The organism is Candidatus Binatia bacterium, from assembly GCA_036504975.1.
GTDB lineage: Bacteria > Desulfobacterota > Binatia > UBA9968 > UBA9968 > JAJPJQ01.
The window spans coordinates 1-18610 of record DASXUF010000174.1 but is presented as its reverse complement, the minus strand read 5'-3'; the positions used below and the strand labels follow the sequence as shown (position 1 = coordinate 18610).

At 59.2% G+C, this 18610-nt stretch carries 17 protein-coding genes; 14 read left to right on the top strand and 3 right to left on the bottom strand.

The window, feature by feature from the left end; genetic code table 11:
* The coding region (locus tag VGL70_21595) for a methionine synthase (GenBank protein ID HEY3306123.1) at positions 1 to 350 on the top strand (350 nt) is incomplete at its 5' end.
* Between the two features lie 72 nt (positions 351 to 422).
* Complete coding sequence (locus VGL70_21590) at positions 423 to 731, top strand: vitamin-B12 independent methionine synthase (GenBank protein HEY3306122.1); 309 nt, start codon at positions 423 to 425, stop codon at positions 729 to 731.
* Between the two features lie 11 nt (positions 732 to 742).
* On the opposite strand, the gene VGL70_21585 is transcribed toward VGL70_21590, so the two are convergent.
* Both VGL70_21585 and VGL70_21580 read right to left on the bottom strand, forming a co-directional pair.
* Entirely contained in the window at positions 743 to 1486 is a 744-nt protein-coding gene (locus VGL70_21585) for a sulfite exporter TauE/SafE family protein (GenBank protein ID HEY3306121.1), read from the bottom strand.
* 77 nt (positions 1487 to 1563) lie between these two features.
* Complete coding sequence (locus VGL70_21580) at positions 1564 to 3021, bottom strand: UbiD family decarboxylase (protein ID HEY3306120.1); 1458 nt, start codon at positions 3019 to 3021, stop codon at positions 1564 to 1566.
* An 85-nt stretch (positions 3022 to 3106) separates the two neighbouring features.
* Here VGL70_21580 and VGL70_21575 point away from each other — a divergent pair, with 85 nt between their 5' ends.
* Positions 3107 to 3568 (top strand): methyltransferase, encoded by a 462-nt coding sequence (locus tag VGL70_21575; GenBank protein HEY3306119.1) that lies wholly within the window; start codon positions 3107 to 3109, stop codon positions 3566 to 3568.
* Positions 3569 to 3694: 126 nt separating this feature from the next.
* On the opposite strand, the gene VGL70_21570 is transcribed toward VGL70_21575, so the two are convergent.
* A complete protein-coding gene (locus VGL70_21570) occupies positions 3695 to 5290 on the bottom strand; it encodes a UbiD family decarboxylase (protein HEY3306118.1) in 1596 nt (531 codons plus the stop codon).
* A gap of 289 nt (positions 5291 to 5579) precedes the next feature.
* On the opposite strand from VGL70_21570, the gene VGL70_21565 reads away from it, so the two are divergent.
* From VGL70_21565 to VGL70_21515, 11 genes are all read left to right on the top strand, one after another.
* Entirely contained in the window at positions 5580 to 6461 is an 882-nt protein-coding gene (locus VGL70_21565) for an NAD(P)-dependent oxidoreductase (protein ID HEY3306117.1), read from the top strand.
* An 85-nt stretch (positions 6462 to 6546) separates the two neighbouring features.
* Positions 6547 to 7539, top strand: coding sequence for a thiamine pyrophosphate-dependent dehydrogenase E1 component subunit alpha (locus VGL70_21560; GenBank protein HEY3306116.1), 993 nt, complete (start codon positions 6547 to 6549; stop codon positions 7537 to 7539).
* A gap of 70 nt (positions 7540 to 7609) precedes the next feature.
* The gene (locus tag VGL70_21555) at positions 7610 to 8626 is read left to right on the top strand and encodes an alpha-ketoacid dehydrogenase subunit beta (GenBank protein HEY3306115.1); all 1017 of its coding nucleotides are present in this window, start codon (positions 7610 to 7612) and stop codon (positions 8624 to 8626) included.
* An 84-nt stretch (positions 8627 to 8710) separates the two neighbouring features.
* Positions 8711 to 10030: a Xaa-Pro peptidase family protein gene (locus tag VGL70_21550; GenBank protein HEY3306114.1), complete on the top strand. Its 1320-nt coding sequence runs from the start codon at positions 8711 to 8713 to the stop codon at positions 10028 to 10030.
* Between the two features lie 30 nt (positions 10031 to 10060).
* Positions 10061 to 11170: an ABC transporter substrate-binding protein gene (locus VGL70_21545; GenBank protein HEY3306113.1), complete on the top strand. Its 1110-nt coding sequence runs from the start codon at positions 10061 to 10063 to the stop codon at positions 11168 to 11170.
* Between the two features lie 138 nt (positions 11171 to 11308).
* Positions 11309 to 12529, top strand: a complete 1221-nt coding sequence (locus VGL70_21540; GenBank protein ID HEY3306112.1) for a dihydrolipoamide acetyltransferase family protein — start codon at positions 11309 to 11311, stop codon at positions 12527 to 12529.
* A gap of 41 nt (positions 12530 to 12570) precedes the next feature.
* A complete protein-coding gene (locus tag VGL70_21535; protein HEY3306111.1) occupies positions 12571 to 13551 on the top strand; it encodes a TAXI family TRAP transporter solute-binding subunit in 981 nt (326 codons plus the stop codon).
* 17 nt (positions 13552 to 13568) lie between these two features.
* Positions 13569 to 15461, top strand: coding sequence for a TRAP transporter fused permease subunit (locus VGL70_21530; protein ID HEY3306110.1), 1893 nt, complete (start codon positions 13569 to 13571; stop codon positions 15459 to 15461).
* 85 nt (positions 15462 to 15546) lie between these two features.
* Positions 15547 to 16521 carry a tripartite tricarboxylate transporter substrate binding protein BugD gene (locus tag VGL70_21525; GenBank protein ID HEY3306109.1) on the top strand — a complete coding sequence of 325 codons (975 nt, stop codon included), beginning with the start codon at positions 15547 to 15549 and terminating at the stop codon, positions 16519 to 16521.
* A 107-nt stretch (positions 16522 to 16628) separates the two neighbouring features.
* On the top strand, positions 16629 to 17090 hold the full coding sequence (locus tag VGL70_21520; GenBank protein HEY3306108.1) for a tripartite tricarboxylate transporter TctB family protein: 462 nt from the start codon (positions 16629 to 16631) through the stop codon (positions 17088 to 17090).
* A 21-nt stretch (positions 17091 to 17111) separates the two neighbouring features.
* A partial coding sequence (locus tag VGL70_21515; protein HEY3306107.1) for a tripartite tricarboxylate transporter permease occupies positions 17112 to 18610 on the top strand: 1499 nt, incomplete at its 3' end.

Below are 18610 nucleotides of genomic sequence, written 5' to 3'. Positions count from 1 at the left end.
TTTATCTCAAAAGCAAAACGACGCGCATCCCTAAGATCACGCTGCCAAGCCCCGGCCTGTGGGCCAATTTTTGGTCCGCGGAACTTTCAAAGTCCGTCTATCCGACGCTCGACAGCTTTCTCGCCGACATCGTGCAAATTCTCCGTGAAGAAGTTGCGGAATTGGTCCGTCTGGGCGCGCGCTATATCCAGCTCGACGCGCCCCACTATGGTCTTCTGCTCGATCCCAAAACACGGCGCTTTTACGAGGGCCAGGGATGGAGCGTCGATCAATGGCTAGGCAAAGGTATCGAGCTGGATAACGCCGTCATGGACGGTTTTCCGGAGGTGACCTTTGGGTTTCACGTCTGACGCGGAAACCAGGGCGGCCGGTGGCTCGCCGAAGGCGGCTATGAATCGGTCAGCCGAAAACTGTTCCGCCAGATGAGAGCGGAGCGCCTGCTGCTGGAATACGATGATGAGCGCTCGGGCTCCTTCGAACCGCTAAGAGACGTCCCCGATGAAAAGTTCGTGGTCCTGGGACTGATCTCGACCAAGAAACCTCAAATGGAAAGCTTAAATGACCTGGAGCGGAAAATATCGGACGCGGACCGTTACATTTCCCGCGAGCGGCTCGGCCTAAGCCCGCAGTGCGGCTTTGCATCATCGATCGTCGGGAACAACCTCTCATTCATTGAACAACAGGCTAAGTTGAAACTTGTTGTGGACACCGCGCGGGCGATTTGGGGCTGACTTCGAGCTGCCTAGCATAGCCCGCGCACGACCAGCATCACCCCGATCGCGAACAGGATCGCGAGCAGCCCGCGGTTGAAAGTCTTCTGGTTCACCCGGTCCTGCGCCTTTAAACCAAAATAAAAACCTAGCAGGACGAACACCGTCACACCTGCCGACAGGCGCAGCGTCTCGTAGGTGAAGAGATTCCAGGTCGAGACCGCGACCAACTGGCTGATCTTGGTGATCATGAAAATCGTCGAGATCGACCTCACGAACTCTGTCTTGGGGAGCTTGAGGCTATAGAGATAGCTCGCCAGCACCGGACCGGCTGCGTTGGTCATGCCGTTCAAAAAGCCGACGGCGAGGCCGATCGCCGGCGAGGAAAGCCGTTCCAGCCGTGGAGGGATGGCGGGCTCGAAGCGGAAGAAGTTGGAAACGACGAACGCGAGGACCATGACGCCGAGCGAGAGGTTGAGCGCCCAGATGGGGAGCATGACCAGAACCTTGGTGCCGAGAAAGACGCCGAAAACCGTCAAGAACAGAAGCCAACCGAAACGCTTGATGATCGCCGACGGAAAACTGCCGCGAAAGATCTGTGCGACGTCCATGAGGATGTTCGGAATGATGAGGATCGTAATCGCGGTGCGGATGTCCAGGAGAAGAGCGACCGTCGGCGTCGCGATCAGCGGAAAACCGAAACCGGTCGTTCCTTTGACGAAAGCGGCGAGCAGAAGCGCGGCACCGACGGCGATGGTAGTGGAGTCGAAGGACATGAAAGGAACGTAGGGGCAGGCCCCTGTGCCTGCCCAGGGGCGGCCACTGGGGGCCGCCCCTACAAGACGTTTGGTCTCTACCCCTTCGGAAAAGGCAGGATATTCTGAAAATCCCGAATCACTTTTTCCCTGAGCTCGCGGCTCACGCGGCTCACTTTGGGAAATTTGTCCCGCCACGGGAACGGCCTCACGGCATAAAAGATCGCCTTGCTGTTCGTGTGGTCGCGCGCGGCGCGCTTGTCGGGCGGCATGCGCGGATCGAGCGGCGTGCTCCAACAACCGTCCACGATGTCGATGTTCGTCGCCGGATCGACGCGCGTCATCATCGCCCAGAGGACTTCCTTTAAATTGGTCGGATCGATGTCGTCGTCCACCACGACGACGTAGCGCCCGTGGCGCGCCGAAGCCGAAGCGGCGGCGGCGATCATGCCGGCCTGCTTGGCGTGGCCTGCGTAGCGCTGTTTGATCGCGACGACGTAGATATAGTTCGTGAAATTGTAGACGCCGGTAACGTCCTGGACTCCCGCGCTCTCCAGTTGGTCCCACAAGAGACCGGCGCGAAGACTCAAGTCGGTCCGCGGCGCGCCGGGCCACAAGGGCGCTTCGTCTTGCAGGATCGGATCGTTGCGATGATAGACCGCTTTGACCTTGATCACCGGTTGACGCTCGCCCGTCCCGATTGTGCCTCCCGAGTAATATCCCGGCCATTCGCCGAACGGTCCTTCGTCTCGCGACTCAAGTTTCGGCGGCGGCACTTCGCCTTCGACGGCAATTTCCGCGTGCGCTGGAATCGGCAGGCCGGTGACTGGACCCCTGATAATTTCCAGCGGCCGGCCTCTGAGGCCACCGACGTAATCGAGCTCCGATTGCCCCCAGGGAATCTTCGCGTTCGCCGCCAGAAAGCAAAGCGGGTCCGGGCCGAAGGTCGCGACGACCGGACAGCTCTCGCCTCTCTCCCAATACTTCATGCAAATTAGCCGGCCGTGCTGGCCCGGGCTCATCCAGAGACCCAACAGGTCGCGGTCATGAAGCTGCATGCGGTAGGTGCCCATGTTTACAAAATCGCTTTCGAGGTCCCGGTTGATGAGCGTGTCGCCGGTGCCGATGTAACGGCCGCCGTCGTTCTCGTGCGAGCGCAGCGCGGGAAAGCGGAGAAGATCGATGTCTTTGCCACGCATGACGTTCTCCATCACCGGGCCGCTCTTGACCTCGACCGGCGGGAGGGGCTGCGAGGATTTTATCTTCCGTGACGCCAGGCGCACCAACTCGAGCTTGCTCCTGTCGTGCGGCAGGCCGAGCGCCAGGGCGACGCGCCTATAAGACGCGAAGAGCAGGCCCGCGACGCGAAAGCCGCGCGGATAGCCTTTGATCTCGTCGAAGAGGAGCATCGGCGGCGGCGTAATCATTTCGGCCGCGCTTTCGATCAACGCGCCGATCTCGAGGTTCCAATCGGCCCCTTTGATTTCTTTCCAGTCGCTGATCTGCTTGCTCGCTTCGATGAAGCTTCTCAGATCGTTGCATATCAACTCGCTCATGGCGTCTTCCTTTCTTTCGCTTTCAGGTCGGCGGCATCTTTGCTATAGATGCTGCAACAAAATTTCTCTCAACGCCGCAAACAAAATGGACGGGCTCGCAAAACTACTTCGCCGCACGCCGTTACGAACTTTTATCTTTTATCCACTTCTCGCGGTTGCTTGGGAATTGTTGATCCATCGCCGCCTTAAGGTTCAGCCGATCTTTTTGCTGCTGATGGTGTGGGGCTATCTCCAATATCGCCTTTGCGGCCTTTATCGTTTAAAGCGCGGCGGCGGCGGGCCGGGCGTCGAGACGCCGCCGAAACGTTTGCTTTTATCCGGGCCGTACGCTTACTCCCGGAATCCCATGTACCTCGGCCATATTATTTTCCTTGCCGGTCTGGCGCTGACTCTCCAATCTATCTTTGCCGCCGCCATAACCGTCGCGACGGCGATCTGGTTTCATCTCCGAGTTCGACACGACGAGGCCAGACTCCTGGAACTCTGGGGCGAGCCCTACCGTCGCTATCTGTTGATTACAAAGCGCTGGCTTCCGGGACTGTTCTAACCTAGGGGACGGGCTACTTTTCCGGATCGTCAAGGGGACAGGCAGCTTTTTACAATACAAAAAAGCAGCCAGTCCCCCAAAAAGTTGCCTGTCCCCGTCGGCTGCCCGTCGGCTGCGCGTTTCCCATTACGGCTTCACCCGCTTCGCCTTCGCCTTTTCCCCGGTGACGAAATGCTCGCCCTTGAGCGCCAGCTCCGCCTCCTCCTCGTCTTCTTTGGTCCAGGCGCCGAGGCTGTAGCCGTACCACGGCATGCGCGGCTTGAGTTCCGGCAGTCCCAGCTCCTCCCAGATTTTTTTGGAATTTTCCATGAACTCTTTTCGCGGCAACGACACCGGCGTGTAAGGCCAGGGACGCGTCGCGTCGATCAAGAGCGCGCTGGTCGGGGTCTGCCGGGCCACGTGCGTTGGAACACCGGGAGGATAGCAGGAGGGATCGAGCCCGGGAGATTTTCCCTTGAGGATCATGACGTCCTGGTCGGGCCTGACGTTAAACGAGATCGCCCAGTTGATCATCGCCGGATCGCGGATGTCGATGTCTTCATCGACGGCGATGCAAATCTTCGCGTAACTGCCGCTGAAACCGGCGGAGGTATTGAGCGCGCGCCACACATCGCCCGAGTTGGTTTTTTTCATCTTGATCACGCAATAACCCTGGCCGCTGCCGCTGACTTCATCGTGAATGGCGACATCCAAGACGCAGGGGTTGCCGGCGTCGTGGCGGAGAAATTTGTACATGACTTTTTCCGTGCCGGTGTGCTTGATCTTGCTCGACTCGCTGGGGGGAAACTGGCTCATCAGCGCCGTGTAGATCGCGTCTTTGCGGTGCGTGATGCAGGTCACGTCCAAGAACGGCGCCACGCCGCGATGACCCATGTAGCCGGGATATTCGCCGAACGGCCCTTCCGGCTCGATCATGTCGGTCGCGATCTTGCCCTCGATGACGATCTCCGCCGTGGCGGGGACTAGAAGATCGACGGTTCTGCATTTGACCAGCGGGATCGGCTCGCCGGCGAGCCCGCCGGCGAGCCGGTACTCATCGAAATCGTACGGCAGCTTCGCCGTCGCGGCGTAAGCCACGGCCGGAATCACGCCGATCACGATGGCGGCCTCCAGCGGAATTCCTTTTTCCTTGCATTTTTTCCAATGCGTGCCCATGTGCTGGCCGAGAAAGAGCCCGCCGGTGCGGTCGGGCGCTTTGATCTGCCCGCGGTAGTTGCCGATGTTATAGATGCCGGTGTCGGGATCTTTCGTCACCCAGTTCGCCGAGCTGAGATACGGCGCGTTGTCGAAGCCCGGCGTCGAGATCGGCACCGGGATCATGTCGAGCCCGTAGCCGTTCAGAAGGTCTTTCCCCGTATGCACGACTTCCTGCGCCGGACCCGATTCCACGACGACCGGCGGGATCGGCTTCAATTGAGCTTGCGTCCAGCGCTCGAAGATCTCTTCCGGCTCGCACATGAGGCCGATGCTGTAAACCTCGGTCGACGCGGCGAGCGTGCCGACGGAGACCGGCATCGTGTAGCGCTTGCCTTTGACATCGACGACGTTTTCGAATAAAAAGGCTTTCCGCTGCTGCTCGTCGAGGCCGCGAAACTGCCAGCGCACGAGCGGCATCAGCTCGGTGTCTTTGTTGATCTCGCGCTTGATGCGAACGAGCTTGCCGCGCTCCTCCAGCGCTTTGATGTGCTCGCGAACGTCGCGGTAATATTTTCTCTTATCCACGGTAGCGTCCTCCGGTGAAATCTCTCTGTCATCTATCACTTCCTGTGCGATGATTGTCAAGAACGCTTGTTTCACTTATCCCTCTTCTTGGGCTGGCGCGGGGGATTTCGCGAAGGAGCGAGGCACCCGAGGGCAAAGTTTAAGCGTATTGTTCTCTAGCGTACCACGAATATATTGCCTCGGTCCGAAGCGAGATTCCCCACGCCGGCCTCTTTCCCCGCACTATTGACAAAAACTACCCATCAACCTAACTTCAGGAAGTCCCGTTTAATCTTTAGAGAAAAAATTCATGGCGAATCTCGGCTTCGTCGGTCTCGGCGTCATGGGCAGCCGCATGGTCAAGCGGCTGCTCGATGCCGGCCATAGCGTGATCGGTTACAACCGAACTAAATCCAAGGCGCAGTGGCTGCTTGACGCCGGGATGAAGTGGGGCGAGACGCCGCGTGCCGTAGCGCAAAGCGCCGAAATCACCTTCTCCATGGTGACCAACACCGAAGCGTTGCGAGCGGTCGCCACAGGACCCGACGGAATCCTCGCCGGACTGGCGCCGGGAAAAATTCACATCGACATGAGCACCGTGAGTCCCGCGGCGAGCCGCGAGATCGCGGCTCAAGTCGCCGCCAAGGGCGCAGAGATGCTCGACGCGCCGGTATCCGGCAGCGTGAGCACGCTGGAAGAGGGCAAGCTTTCGATCATGGTCGGCGGCGATCGCGCGGTTTGCGAGCGCGCTCGCCCGATTCTCCAGGCGATTGGCCCAAAAGTTACTCACGTCGGCGGCAACGGGCTGGCCGTCGGAATGAAGATCGCGACCAACCTGAGCCTCGCCGTGCAGATGCTGGCCTTCAGCGAAGGTGTCCTGCTGGCCGAGAAAAGCGGCATCGCGCGGGAGACCGCCGTTGAAGTCTTGCTCAACAGCGTGATCGCTTCGCCGATGGTAAAGTATCGCGGGCCCTTTGTGCTCAAGATGCCGGACGAAGCCTGGTTCGACATCAACATGATGCAAAAGGATCTTCTGCTCGCGCTGGATATGGGCCGCGGGCTCGATGTCCCGCTGCCGACGACCGCGGTCACAAACGAGATGCTCACCACGGCTCGGGCAATGGGATTCGCCGACAAAGATTTCGCCGTCCTGTTCGAAGCGCTGGCGAAAATGGCAGGCCTCAAAAAATAATGTTGAATTTTGAGTTTTGAATTTTAAATTGAAGATCAGAAGTACCTTAATTCAAAACTCAACATTCAAAATTCAAGATTAAAAAATGGCAAAGAACAAAACCAAATCGCCGGCGAGTATCGGGCGGGAGCAGTGGCTCCGGTTTTATCGTCAGATGCTGAAGATCCGCCTCTTCGAAGAGCAGGTCAATCAGCTTTACATGAGCGCGAAGATGCCGGGGCTGGCGCATCTCTATATCGGGCAGGAAGCAGTAGCAGTGGGCGTCTGCGAGGCGCTGCGCGCCGACGATTATATCACCAGCACGTACCGGGGCCACGGCCATTGCCTCGCGAAAGGCGCGGCGGTGGACAAGATGTTCGCCGAGCTGCTCGGCAAAGTGAACGGCTACTGCCGCGGCAAAGGCGGCTCGATGCACATCGCCGACCAGGAAAGAGGTAACCTGGGCGCCAACGCGATCGTCGCCGGCAGCACCGGAATCGCCACCGGCGCGGCGATGTCGGCGAAGCTCCGCGGCAGCGACCAGGTCGCGGTTTGTTTTTTCGGCGAGGGCGCGCTCGGGCAAGGACTGCTTTACGAGTGCATGAACATGGCGGCGCTCTGGAAGCTGCCGGTCATCTATCTCTGTGAGAACAACCTTTACAACGAGTACACACATTACAGCGAGACCACCGCAGGCGAGATCGAAGCGCGCGCGAGGGCTTTTGGCATTCCGACGGAGTCGATCGACGGACAGGACGTCGAGCTGGTCCATAAAACCCTGCAGCGCCTGGTCGAGCGGGCGCGGCAAGGCGACGGGCCTTCATTTGTCCTCTGCAGCACTTACCGCTTCCACGGCCATCACGTCGGCGACATCGACCGCGCCTACTATCGGGCCAAAAAGGAAGAAGAGGAATGGAAGAGCAAGCGCGATCCGGTAAAATTGCTCACCGATAAATTACTCCGCCTCAAGATCGCTGACCCGAAACTTTTACAGAAGATCGAAAACGAAACTCGCCGTGAGATTGAAGACGGAGTGCAGTTCGCTTTGAACGCTCCGTACCCGGACCCGGATGAAGTCGATCAGCATGTGTATGCATGATGACCCTCACCCTTCCCTCTCCCGCTTGCGGGAGAGGGCTAGGGAGAGGGCAACTTGATATGAGACTGAAGTGACAACGAAGCAGGCGGCCCTTATCGGCGGATCAGCGCGGGAGATTACGTTTGGGCAAGCCATCAACGAAGCCCTCGCGGAGGAGATGCGCCGCGACCCGAAAGTATTCATCCTCGGCGAAGATGTCGCCGAGGCCGGTACGCCGTTTAAAGTCCTCTCCGGCCTGGTCAAAGAATTCGGCAAAGAACGCGTCATCGATTCGCCGATCTCCGAAGCGGCGATCACCGGCGTGTGCGTCGGCGCGGCGATGACCGGCATGCGGCCGGTGGTCGATATCATGTTCGGCGATTTCGTCACGCTGACAATGGACCAGATGGTGAACCAGGCGGCGAAGATCCACTATATGTCCGGCGGCAAGCTCAAGGTCCCGATGGTCATGCGCACGACCTTGGGCGCGACGCGCCGCTCGGCCGCGCAGCACAGCCAGAGCCTGCATGCCTGGTTCAGCCACATTCCGGGCTTGAAAGTCGCGCTGCCTTCGACGCCGTATGACGCAAAGGGCCTCCTCAAAACTGCGATCCGCGACGATAACCCGGTCGTCTTTTTCGAAGACAAGATGATGTACCAGCAAAAGGGGTCGGTGCCGGAAGGCGAATACACGATCCCGTTCGGCGTCGCCGACGTCAAGCGACCCGGAAAAGACATCACGCTCGTCGCGACCAGCAGCATGGTGCAGGTATCGCTCAAAGCGGCGGAGATTCTGGATCAGGCCGGCATCAGCGCCGAGGTCGTGGACGTGAGAACGACGGCGCCTTTAGACAAAGAGACGATCATCGCGTCCGCGAAAAAGACGTCCCGCGCGATCGTCGTCGATGAAGGTTACGAGCGCTATGGCGTCACCGCAGAGATCGCGTCGGTGATCGCCGACGGCGCCTTTTACTATCTCGACGCGCCGGTGAAACGCATGGGCGCGATGGACGTTCCCGTGCCGTTTTCTCCGGTGCTCGAAGATCAGACCGTCCCGACGCCGGAGTCGGTCGTCGAGATGGCGAAAACGCTTTGTGGCCGACGGTAAAGGGATGACTGACCGGCGGCCCTCACCCTTCCCTCTCCCTCCAGGGAGAGGGTTAGGGAGAGGGATAAGAAATGGAGTCTTGATATGGCGTTGAAAACCTTCGGTTTGATGGGCGTCGATTGGGAGGAACGCGTCAACATAGAGCGTCTCCGCCAGGACCGGCTCAACCGCATCAAAGCTGCGCTCAAAAAATCCGAGCTGGGATCGCTCCTCTGCTTCGACATGAACAACATCCGCTACATCACCGCCACACACATCGGAACGTGGGCAATGGACAAGCTCGTGCGTTTCTCGCTCCTGCCGCAGGACGACGAGCCGATCATCTGGGACTTTGGCTCGGCCGCGCGCCATCACCAAATTTATTGCCCGTGGCTGGGAGAGCGCTCGCGCGCCGGCATTTCGACCTTGCGCGGCGCGACCAACCCGGGGTCGGGTCTCGCGGACGACGTCGCGAAGAAAATCAAAGTCGAGCTGGAAAAACGGAAACTGCAGAACGAACCGGTCGGCGTGGACGTGATCGAGCTGCCGGTGCTCTTTGCACTGCAAGCCCAGGGGATCAAAGTCGTGGACGGGCAGCAGTTGATGCATCAAGTGCGCAAAATCAAAACGCAGGATGAGATCACCTTGCTCAACACCGCCTGTATGATGGTCGATGCCGCCTACGAGGAGCTTTACCGCTTCATGCGGCCCGGCGTCCGGGAGAACGAATGCGTCGGCGTCGTCAGCAAGGTGCTTTACGATCTCGGCTCGGAGCACGTCGAGGGCGTGAACGCGATTTCCGGCGAGCGCTGCAGCCCGCACCCGCACGTCTACACCGACCGCGTGCTGCGTCCGGGAGATCCGGCCTTCTTCGACATCCTCCATAGCTACAACGGCTATCGCACCTGCTATTACCGAACGTTCGCCGTCGGCAGCGCGTCGCCTGCGATGGCGGATGCTTACAAACGCTGCCGCGACTACATGGATGCTGCTATCAGCATCGTGAAGCCGGGTATCACGACGGCGGACGTGGTGAAGCTCTGGCCCAAGGCGGAAGAGTTCGGTTTCGCCAACGAAGAAGCCGCTTTTGCATTGCAGTACGGTCATGGGGTGGGATTGTCGATTTGGGAGAAACCGATCTTCAGCCGCCTCGTCTCGCTCGATCATCCCGAAGTGATCGAAGAAGGGATGGTCTTTGCCCTGGAAACCTACTGGCCCGCCTCTGACGGCTGGTCGGCGGCGCGACTGGAGGAGGAAGTCGTTGTGAATAAAACCGGCTGCGAGGTCATCACCCGCTTCCCGTCCGAAAAACTCCTCGTCGCAGGCACGCATTACTTCACCGCCGGCGGCCCGCTGCCCGAAACCCGCGAGACACAGTCGAATCTGAATAATCCGGGAGCGTTGGAGAGAGTAAAGAAGGCGTGAGGCACTTCATTTTAGATTGCCGATTTTGGATTGGAGATCCCTGTTTCCCTCGCCCTTTGGGAGAGGGTTAGGGTGAGGGCCGTTACGCTTGCAAGCGGCCCCCTCACCTCTATTATCCTCTCCCCCAGGGGGGCGAGGAAGGATAATGAGCGGAGAAACCCAATGAGAAGAAAGACTCTCTCTGTGTTCCTGGGGGTCTTGTTTTTGGCTTTTGCCCCTCCCGCCCAAGCGCAGCAGCCGAACAAAGTCCCACGGATAGGATTCCTAGCTACTGTCTCCCCTTCCACTATCTCGGACCGCGTAGAGGCATTCCGGCAGGGTTTGCGCGAGCTTGGGTATGTGGAGGGGAAAAACATTGTCATCGAGTGGCGATATGCAGAGGGAAAACCAGAGGGTGAGGTTGCCGCGGAGCTAGTGCGTCTCAAGGTAGACGTCATCGTCACGGCTGGTCCGCCAGGAACCCGTTCTGCCAAGGAAGCAACTGTTACGATTCCCATTGTCATGACGAACGATACCGATCCTGTTGGGAATGGGTTTGTTGCTAGCCTGGCGCATCCGGGCGGAAACATTACTGGATTGTCAAACCTTGCCCCGGAGCTAAGCGGAAAACGACTGGAGCTTCTCAAGGAGATCGTTTCCAAGCTCTCCCGCGTGGCCGTCCTCGGGACTTCGACCCGGCCGGGCAACGCACAAGCTTTAAAAGAGACGGAGCGCGCCGCAGGGACGTTCGGGGTGCGGCTTCAATACCTAGACGTACTAAGTTCCAAGGATATCGAGACCGCGTTCCGAGCCACAGGCAAGGGGCGTGCTGAGGCAGTCCTCGTGTTTGGAGGCCCCGTGCTCAATTCTCACCGAACACAAATTGCAGACCTCGCGGCAAAGAACCGGCTCCCGGCGATATACGAAAGGGCAGAATTTATGGACGGTGGTGGCCTCATGTATTACGGCGCGAGCGTTACCGATATGTATCGGCGCGCGGCCACTTACGTAGACAAGATTCTGAAAGGGCGCAAACCAGCGGACCTCCCGGTGGAGCAGCCGACCAAGTTCGAATTTATGATCAATCTGAAAACGGCGAAGCAGATCGGCCTAACGATTCCGCAGTCAATGCTGTACCGGGCGGACAAGGTGATCAAGTAATTTAGATTTTCGATTGCCGATTTTCGATTGAGGGGAAACATTAGGCAGGAGGTACAGCCGAACTTGAACGACGCGTTAGCGCTGGAGACAGTCAACCGCTGACGAACACGAGCACGAACACGAGCAACGTGGTTTAATATGGCCATCGAAGTCATCATGCCTGCGCTGGGCATGGCGCAGGAAAAGGGAACTCTAGTCAACTGGCTCAAGGCCGAGGGCGACTCGGTCGAGAAGGGCGAGCCGCTGATGGAGGTCGAGACCGACAAGGCCGCCGTCGAGATCGAAGCGCCGGCGTCCGGAATACTCGCCAACGTCACCGCACACCCCGGAGACGAAATCCCCGTCGGGCAAAAGATCGCTGTGATTCTCTCTCCTGGCGAGACTGGGTCCACAAAGCGACAGGCGATACCCGCACTTCATGAGCACCCTCTCCCTCGCCCTCCCCCTGAGGGAGAGGGAAGGGGTGAGGGACGTCCTGCGAAGTCGAGATCAACACCGTCAGCAAAACCCGCCGAAGGTGGCGGCAAGGTTCCTGCATCGCCTGCAGCCAAACGAATCGCCAAAGAAAAAAATATCAATCTCGCATCGTTAAAGGGAAGCGGGCCCGACGGCAGCGTCGTTGCCGAAGACGTGCTCCGCGCCGGTGGAGCGCGGGCGAAAACGTCCGCTCCAGCCGGACCTCCGCGCGTAAAAGAAACCATTCAACCGACGGCGATGCGCCGGATCGTCGGCGAACGGATGAGCAAGAGCAAGCAGAGCGCGCCGCATTTTTACCTCGGCATAGACGTGGACATGACGGCTGTGGAACAGAGAAGGAGCGAGTTGAAAAAACGAGGAGAGAAGGTCGTCCCGTCGATCAACGATTTCATTCTTTCGGCCGCAGCCCGCACGCTAAGAGATTTTCCGTCGCTCAACTCCGCTTACACTGAGAAGGGCATCCAGATATTTGCCGACGTCAACATCGGCGTGGCAGTGGCCTTGGAAGAAGGGCTCGTGGTTCCCGTCATCCGCAGTGCTGATCGTCTCTCACTCACGGAAATGGCGAAGCAGAGCAGGGAGTTGGCCGAGAAGGCGCAGAAGAAAAAACTCTTTCCGCTCGACTACGAGGGCGGCACCTTCACCGTCTCCAACCTCGGCATGCTTGGCGTCGATAGCTTCATCGCGATCATCAACCCGCCGCAATGCGCAATTCTCGCCGTCGGCCGCGTCGCTCCGCGCGCGGTGCCGCAAGGAGATAAGATCGTAGCCCGCTCGATGATGACAATGACGCTCTCCGCCGACCACCGCATCGTCGACGGCGCCATCGCCGCCCGGTTTCTTTCCGAGGTAAAAAGACTGTTGGAAAAGCCCGAGTTTTAGAATATACGGTAGTCCGACCCAAGCTGTAGAAAGGAGTCTCTATGAAACGCGTCGTCTTTTTTCTCGCAACTGCATTGATCTCTTTTGTGGTAGCACCCGCCTACGCCCAAAAGGTGGAGCGCATCACGATGGCCGGAGGTCCGCCGTCGGGAGTGTTCGGCATCTTCGCCACCGGCATCGGGACTTATCTTTCGAAGAGCGTCCCAGGGCTGGACGTGTCGGTGACCGCGACCGGAGGATCGGTGGAGAATACCCGGCGCGTCAACGGCGGAGACGCCGAGATGGGCCTTTCTTTCGCTTCGGACGTGCATGAGGCTTACCACGGTCTGGAACAATTCAAGGACAAGCCTTTGACCAATTTTCGGGCGATCGGGCTCGTTGTTTTCGGCGTCGCCCATTTAATCACCTACGCGGACAGCGGGATTAAAACGGTGACCGACCTCGCCGGCAAGCGCGTCGCCATAGGATCGCCCGGGTCGGGAACCTACGCCAACGCCGAGCGCGTTTTTCGCACTTTGGGAGTTTGGGACAAGATCACCCGCATTCCGCTTCTGGGCGCGCAAGCCGGCGAGGCGATGGCCGACGGCAAAGCGGACGCTTTTTTCTGGACCGGTCCCGAGCCGGACCGCGTGACGATGGAAGCGGCAACCAAGAAGCCGGTGCGCGCCATCGATATCTACACGCCCGCAATGAAGACCGACTTCTTCAAACAGTATCCTTACTTCGCGCGCTACGTTTTCCCGGCCAACTCGTACAAAGGAATTACCGAAGAGACTTCGACCGTGGGCGTCCCCGTGATCTGGTACGCCAATAAGGACGTGTCGCCCGCCTTGATTCAAAAAATGGCGGCGGCTGCATACGGCAAGGAAGGAAACGCGCACATGATCAACGTCCATGCCGGCTCGAAGGACATGACGCCGCCAAAGGCGCTACAGGGTGTGACGTTCCCGCTGCACAAAGGCGCCGAGGAGCACTGGAAAGCCGCCGGCATCCAGATTCCGGAAGCGATCCGCTCGAAGTAGCTTGACGGTCGAAGCCGGTGGCTGAAGCAACTCAGACTCGCTCCCTTTCGCGCCACTGGAACCTGGCCGTCCGGACCACGATGGGCGGCTTGGCGGCCTATTATATTTGGGCCGCAACCATCGGCGTCGTATCGCTGCAATACTTCCGCGGCATCGCCGTCCTCTACAGCCTCGTCGTCCCGCTGCTTCTATACAAGGCCTGGAAGGGCGACCGGGAGGATCGGCCCTCCTGGCTCGATCTCCTGCTCGCCGCGGGCGCCGCCGCCGGCGTCATCTACTGGATCATCAACTATGAAGCGATGGCCTACCGCGCGGGCGACTATACGCCGGTCGACGTCTGGATGGGCGTCGTCGTCATCGTCGTGGCGATCGAGGCGGCGCGCCGGGTGCTGGGAATGGACATGGCGCTCTGCGCGATTATCCCGATCCTTTACGCTCTGTTCGGCAACTACCTTCCCTACATCGTCGGCCACAAGGGCTACTCCGTCCGCCGCATCATTGAATATGTCTACCTTACGTCGGACGGAGTTTTCGGCATCATGGCAGAAGTGCTCGCCGAGTTCATCATTCCGTTCGTCGCCTTCGGCGCGTTTCTCGAGCGCGCCGGCGTGGCGAAATTCTTCGTCGATATTTCACTCGCCGCCCTCGGACGCATCGCCGGCGGCCCGGCGCAGGCCTCGGTCGTATCGAGCTGCCTCATGGGCACGATCAGCGGCAGTCCCATAGCCGAGACGGTCACTAAGGGACCCATCACCATACCGCTCATGAAAAAAGCCGGCTTTCCGGGCCACATCGCGGGCGCGGTCGAAGCCGCGGCGTCGACCGGCGCGGCGATCATGCCGCCGGTCATGGGCGCGGGCGCCTTCGTGATGTCGGAGATGACGGGAATTCCCTATGTCGAGATCATCAAGGTCGCGGCGATTCCGGGAATACTTTTTTTCGTCTCGGTCGGCGTCATGATCTACTTCGAATCGAAAAAACTCGGTCTCAGGGGCTTGCCGCCGGAGGACCTGCCGCGCTCGCGCGACGTTTGGCGCCGCGGCTGGTACCTGCTATTGCCGATAGCCGTCTTGATCGCCGTCATGGTCTCGGGCTACTCGCCGCAGATGGCGGTGCTCTACGGCATCATCTCCACAATCGTAGTCAGTTGGATTCGCAAAGAGACGCGCATGGGGCCGGCTCAAATCTGGCTGGCATTGGTGGAGGCGGGGAAGCAATGCCTTTTTGTCGCGGCGCTCGTCGGCGCCGTCGGAGTCCTCATCGGGGTTTTGTCGCTCACCGGCATCGTCATCCGTTTTCCGTATGTTCTGGTCGATCTCGCGGGCAACAGTGTCCTTCTGACCATCGGCCTCATCGCTTGCGCGACGTTCGTGCTGGGCTTGCCGCTGCCGATCACGGCGACGTACTTAATCGTCGCCGTCGTGGCGGTGCCGGCGCTGCTGAAATTAGGCGTGCCGGTGATCTCGTCTCATCTCATCATCTTCTGGCTCGCGCTGGATTCGAACATCACGCCGCCGGTCGCAATGGGCCCGTTCGCCGCCGCGGCGATCGCTCAAGCCGACCCGATGAAGACGGGCTGGAGCTGCTTTCGGTTTGCCAAAGTTATTTACGTTATGCCGTTGCTGTTCGCCTACACCCACATTCTTCTAACCGGCACGCCCGCGCAAAACGTCGCCGCGATTGCGTCCGCGACGCTCGGCATCGTGCTCTTTTCGATCGTCAGCACGGCATATTTCTACGTGAAGATGACTTTTGTCGAGTGGCTGCTTCTCACGGCGGCGGCTTTCATGGCGTTCTTTCCCACCTGGCCGACGGCTATTGCCGCCGTCGCTATCTTTGCGGCCGTCTATCTGTGGCAGAAAAAGCGGGCCGGGAGCGTACTTTCCCAGCCAAAGGTGCAGGCGGCTTAGCCCGGCGCGGCTTGGCCGATACGATTGACAAGCTTGATCCTCATGTCAGTATTCTATCGTACCCGGTCTCCGATGGAGGTAAATCATGATTAAGCTCATTGTGCGAATCGCGGTTTGCATCATCACTTTCAGCGCGGCGCAGCTCCACGCGCAGCAGTATCCCACCAAAGTGATCACTTTGATCGTGCCTTTCACCGCCGGCGGACCCACGGACACGGTCGGCCGCCTAGTCGCCCGGGCGATGGGCGAAGCGCTCAAGCAGACGATCATCGTGGAGAACGTGGGCGGCGCCGGCGGCACGATCGCGCCCAACAAGGTCGCTAAGTCGCCGCCCGACGGTTACACGATTCTTATACACCATATCGGCATGTCCACCGCCCCGGCCCTTTATCGTAAGTTGCCCTACAATCCGCTCACCGATTTCGAGCATATCGGCCTGATCAACGACACGCCGATGACTATCGTGGCAAAGAAGGACTTTCCAGCGAAGGATCTCAAGGAGCTGATCTCGTACGTCAAGGCCAACAAGGATAAGGTTACTTACGCCAACGCCGGCCTCGGCGCCGCCTCGCACCTGTGCGGTATGCTCTTCATGACTGCGATCCAGACCGACGTCACCACCGTCCCTTATCAAGGGACAGCTCCGGCCATGAACGACCTACTGGGCGGGCAGGTGGACTTCATGTGCGATCAGACGACCAATACGACGAGCCAGATCAAAGGCGGCAAAATCAAGGTCTATGGCGTCACGACGAAGACGCGCGTAGCGTCGCTGCCGGATGTGCCGACGGCGCACGAAGCCGGCCTGACCAACTTCGAGGTTGTGGTCTGGCACGGCCTCTACGCGCCGAAGGGCACGCCGCAGCCGGTCGTCGCTACTCTCACCAAGGCGCTGCAAGCCGCGATAAAGGATCCGACGGTGAAGCAGCGCTTTGCCGAACTGGGCGCCGAGTCGGTGGCTGATAATCGCGCCACGCCGGAGGCGCACAGGTCCTTTCTCAAGGCTGAGATCGAAAAGTGGGGGCCGATCATCAAGAAGGCGGGAGTCTACGCCGACTAAAAAATTGGAGTCGTGGAGTACTGGAGTGATGGAGTAGTGATTATGAACTTCCCCGTACTCCAAAACTCCACTACCCCAATACTCCATTACTCCAGCCGGCGGCGCTCGTGATTTCTCCTTCACGCAACCCCAGGGACTTCTGGACCGGGATCATCTACGTCGCGTTCGGATTGACCGCCGTTATAATCGCCCGGGACTACCGCATGGGCACGGCCCTCAAGATGGGGCCGGCCTACTTCCCCTCCGTTCTCGGTTCCCTTTTGATACTGATCGGGATTATCTCTCTCGCCCGCTCGTTCATCAAACCGGGCACTCCTATCGGCGGCCTTGCGGTCAACGGACTCTTGCTCGTCGTCGCTTCGACGCTCGTCTTCGGTCTCATCGTTCGAGGCGCGGGATTGGCGGTCGCTTTACCGTTGCTGGTCATCATCAGCGCCTACGCGAGCACGCGATTTCGTTGGCGCCCGACACTCATCATGGCGGCGGGCCTTACAATCTTTTGCGTTCTGGTGTTTCTCAAAGGCTTGGGCATTCCGCTGCCGGTTATCGGTCCATGGTTCGGCGGTTGACCGTAAACGGAGCATAGCGCCATGGAACTGCTTAGTCATCTTTGGTTAGGGCTACAAACGGCCGCTACTCTCGCCAACTTGTTCTACTGTTTCGTCGGCGTTTTCCTCGGCACCGCAATCGGCGTCTTGCCCGGCCTTGGGCCCACCGCCACGATCGCCATGCTGCTGCCTGTCACGTTCGTGTTGCCACCGGTCACCGCTCTCATCATGCTTGCTGGAATCTATTACGGCTCCCAGTATGGGGGTTCTACTACATCCATTCTGATCAATGTCCCAGGGGAAGCGGCGTCCGTCGTTACGACGCTCGACGGCTATCAGATGACCAAGCAGGGAAGGGCGGGAGCGGCCCTGGCCACCTCGGCCATCGGCTCCTTTTTTGCCGGTACCGTCGCGACGTTCCTGATCGCCGGCTTCGGCCCCCCGCTTGCCGCCGCGGCGCTCAAGTTCGGACCGGCAGAGTTTTTCTCCTTGATGGTCCTTGGCCTGGTGGCCTCCGTGGTGCTCGCTCAAGGTTCGCTGCTCCATGCCATCGGCATGGTCGTGCTCGGACTGCTCCTGGGACTGATCGGCACGGATGTTAATTCCGGGATGCAACGCTTTACTTTTGGAATCTATCAACTCGCCGACGGCATCGGGTTCGTGACGGTCGCGATGGGTATGTTCGGCTTGGGCGAGATCATACGCAACTTGGAAAACGAAGAAGAGCGATCGGTGATGATCCCGAAGATCACCGGACTTTGGCCGACCAAGGAAGACTTCAAGCGCATGATCGCGCCGATTCTTCGCGGCACCGCCATCGGCTCGGCATTGGGCGTTCTTCCCGGCAGTGGGTCGATCCTGGGCTCCTTCGCCGCCTATTCCATCGAAAAGAAGGTCTCGAAAAACCGCGCGGAGTTCGGCAAGGGGGCCATCGAGGGCGTTGCCGCACCGGAGGCAGCTAACAACGCCGGCGCGCAAACATCCTTTATTCCGTTGCTCACCTTGGGGATTCCATCGAATCCGGTCAGCGCGCTGATGGTTGGCGCGATGATCATCCATGGGATTCAGCCCGGGCCGTCGGTCATCAACGAACAGCCGGCCCTTTTTTGGGGCATGATCGTGTCGATGTGGATCGGAAATCTGATGCTGGTAATTCTCAATTACCCGCTGATCGGGATGTGGGTACGGATGATCATGATACCCTACCAATTGTTGTATCCGGGGATTCTCGTTTTCTGCGCTATCGGCGTCTTCAGCCTCAAAAATACGGAATTCGACATTTACCTCATGGCCCTGTTCGGAGCTCTCGGCTACCTCTTTTCCAAGCTCGGTTGCGAGCCGGCGCCGATGCTGCTCGCCTTTATTCTCGGCCCGTTGATGGAAGAGTATCTGCGCCGTGCGATGTTACTCTCGCGCGGCAACCCGTGGGTCTTCGTGCAGCGTCCCATCAGCGTGACATTACTAGTCTTGGCCGTTTTAGCGATGTGTACCGTGCTTATTCCCGCGTTTTCCAAGACGCGCGAGGAAGCATTTCGCGAAGA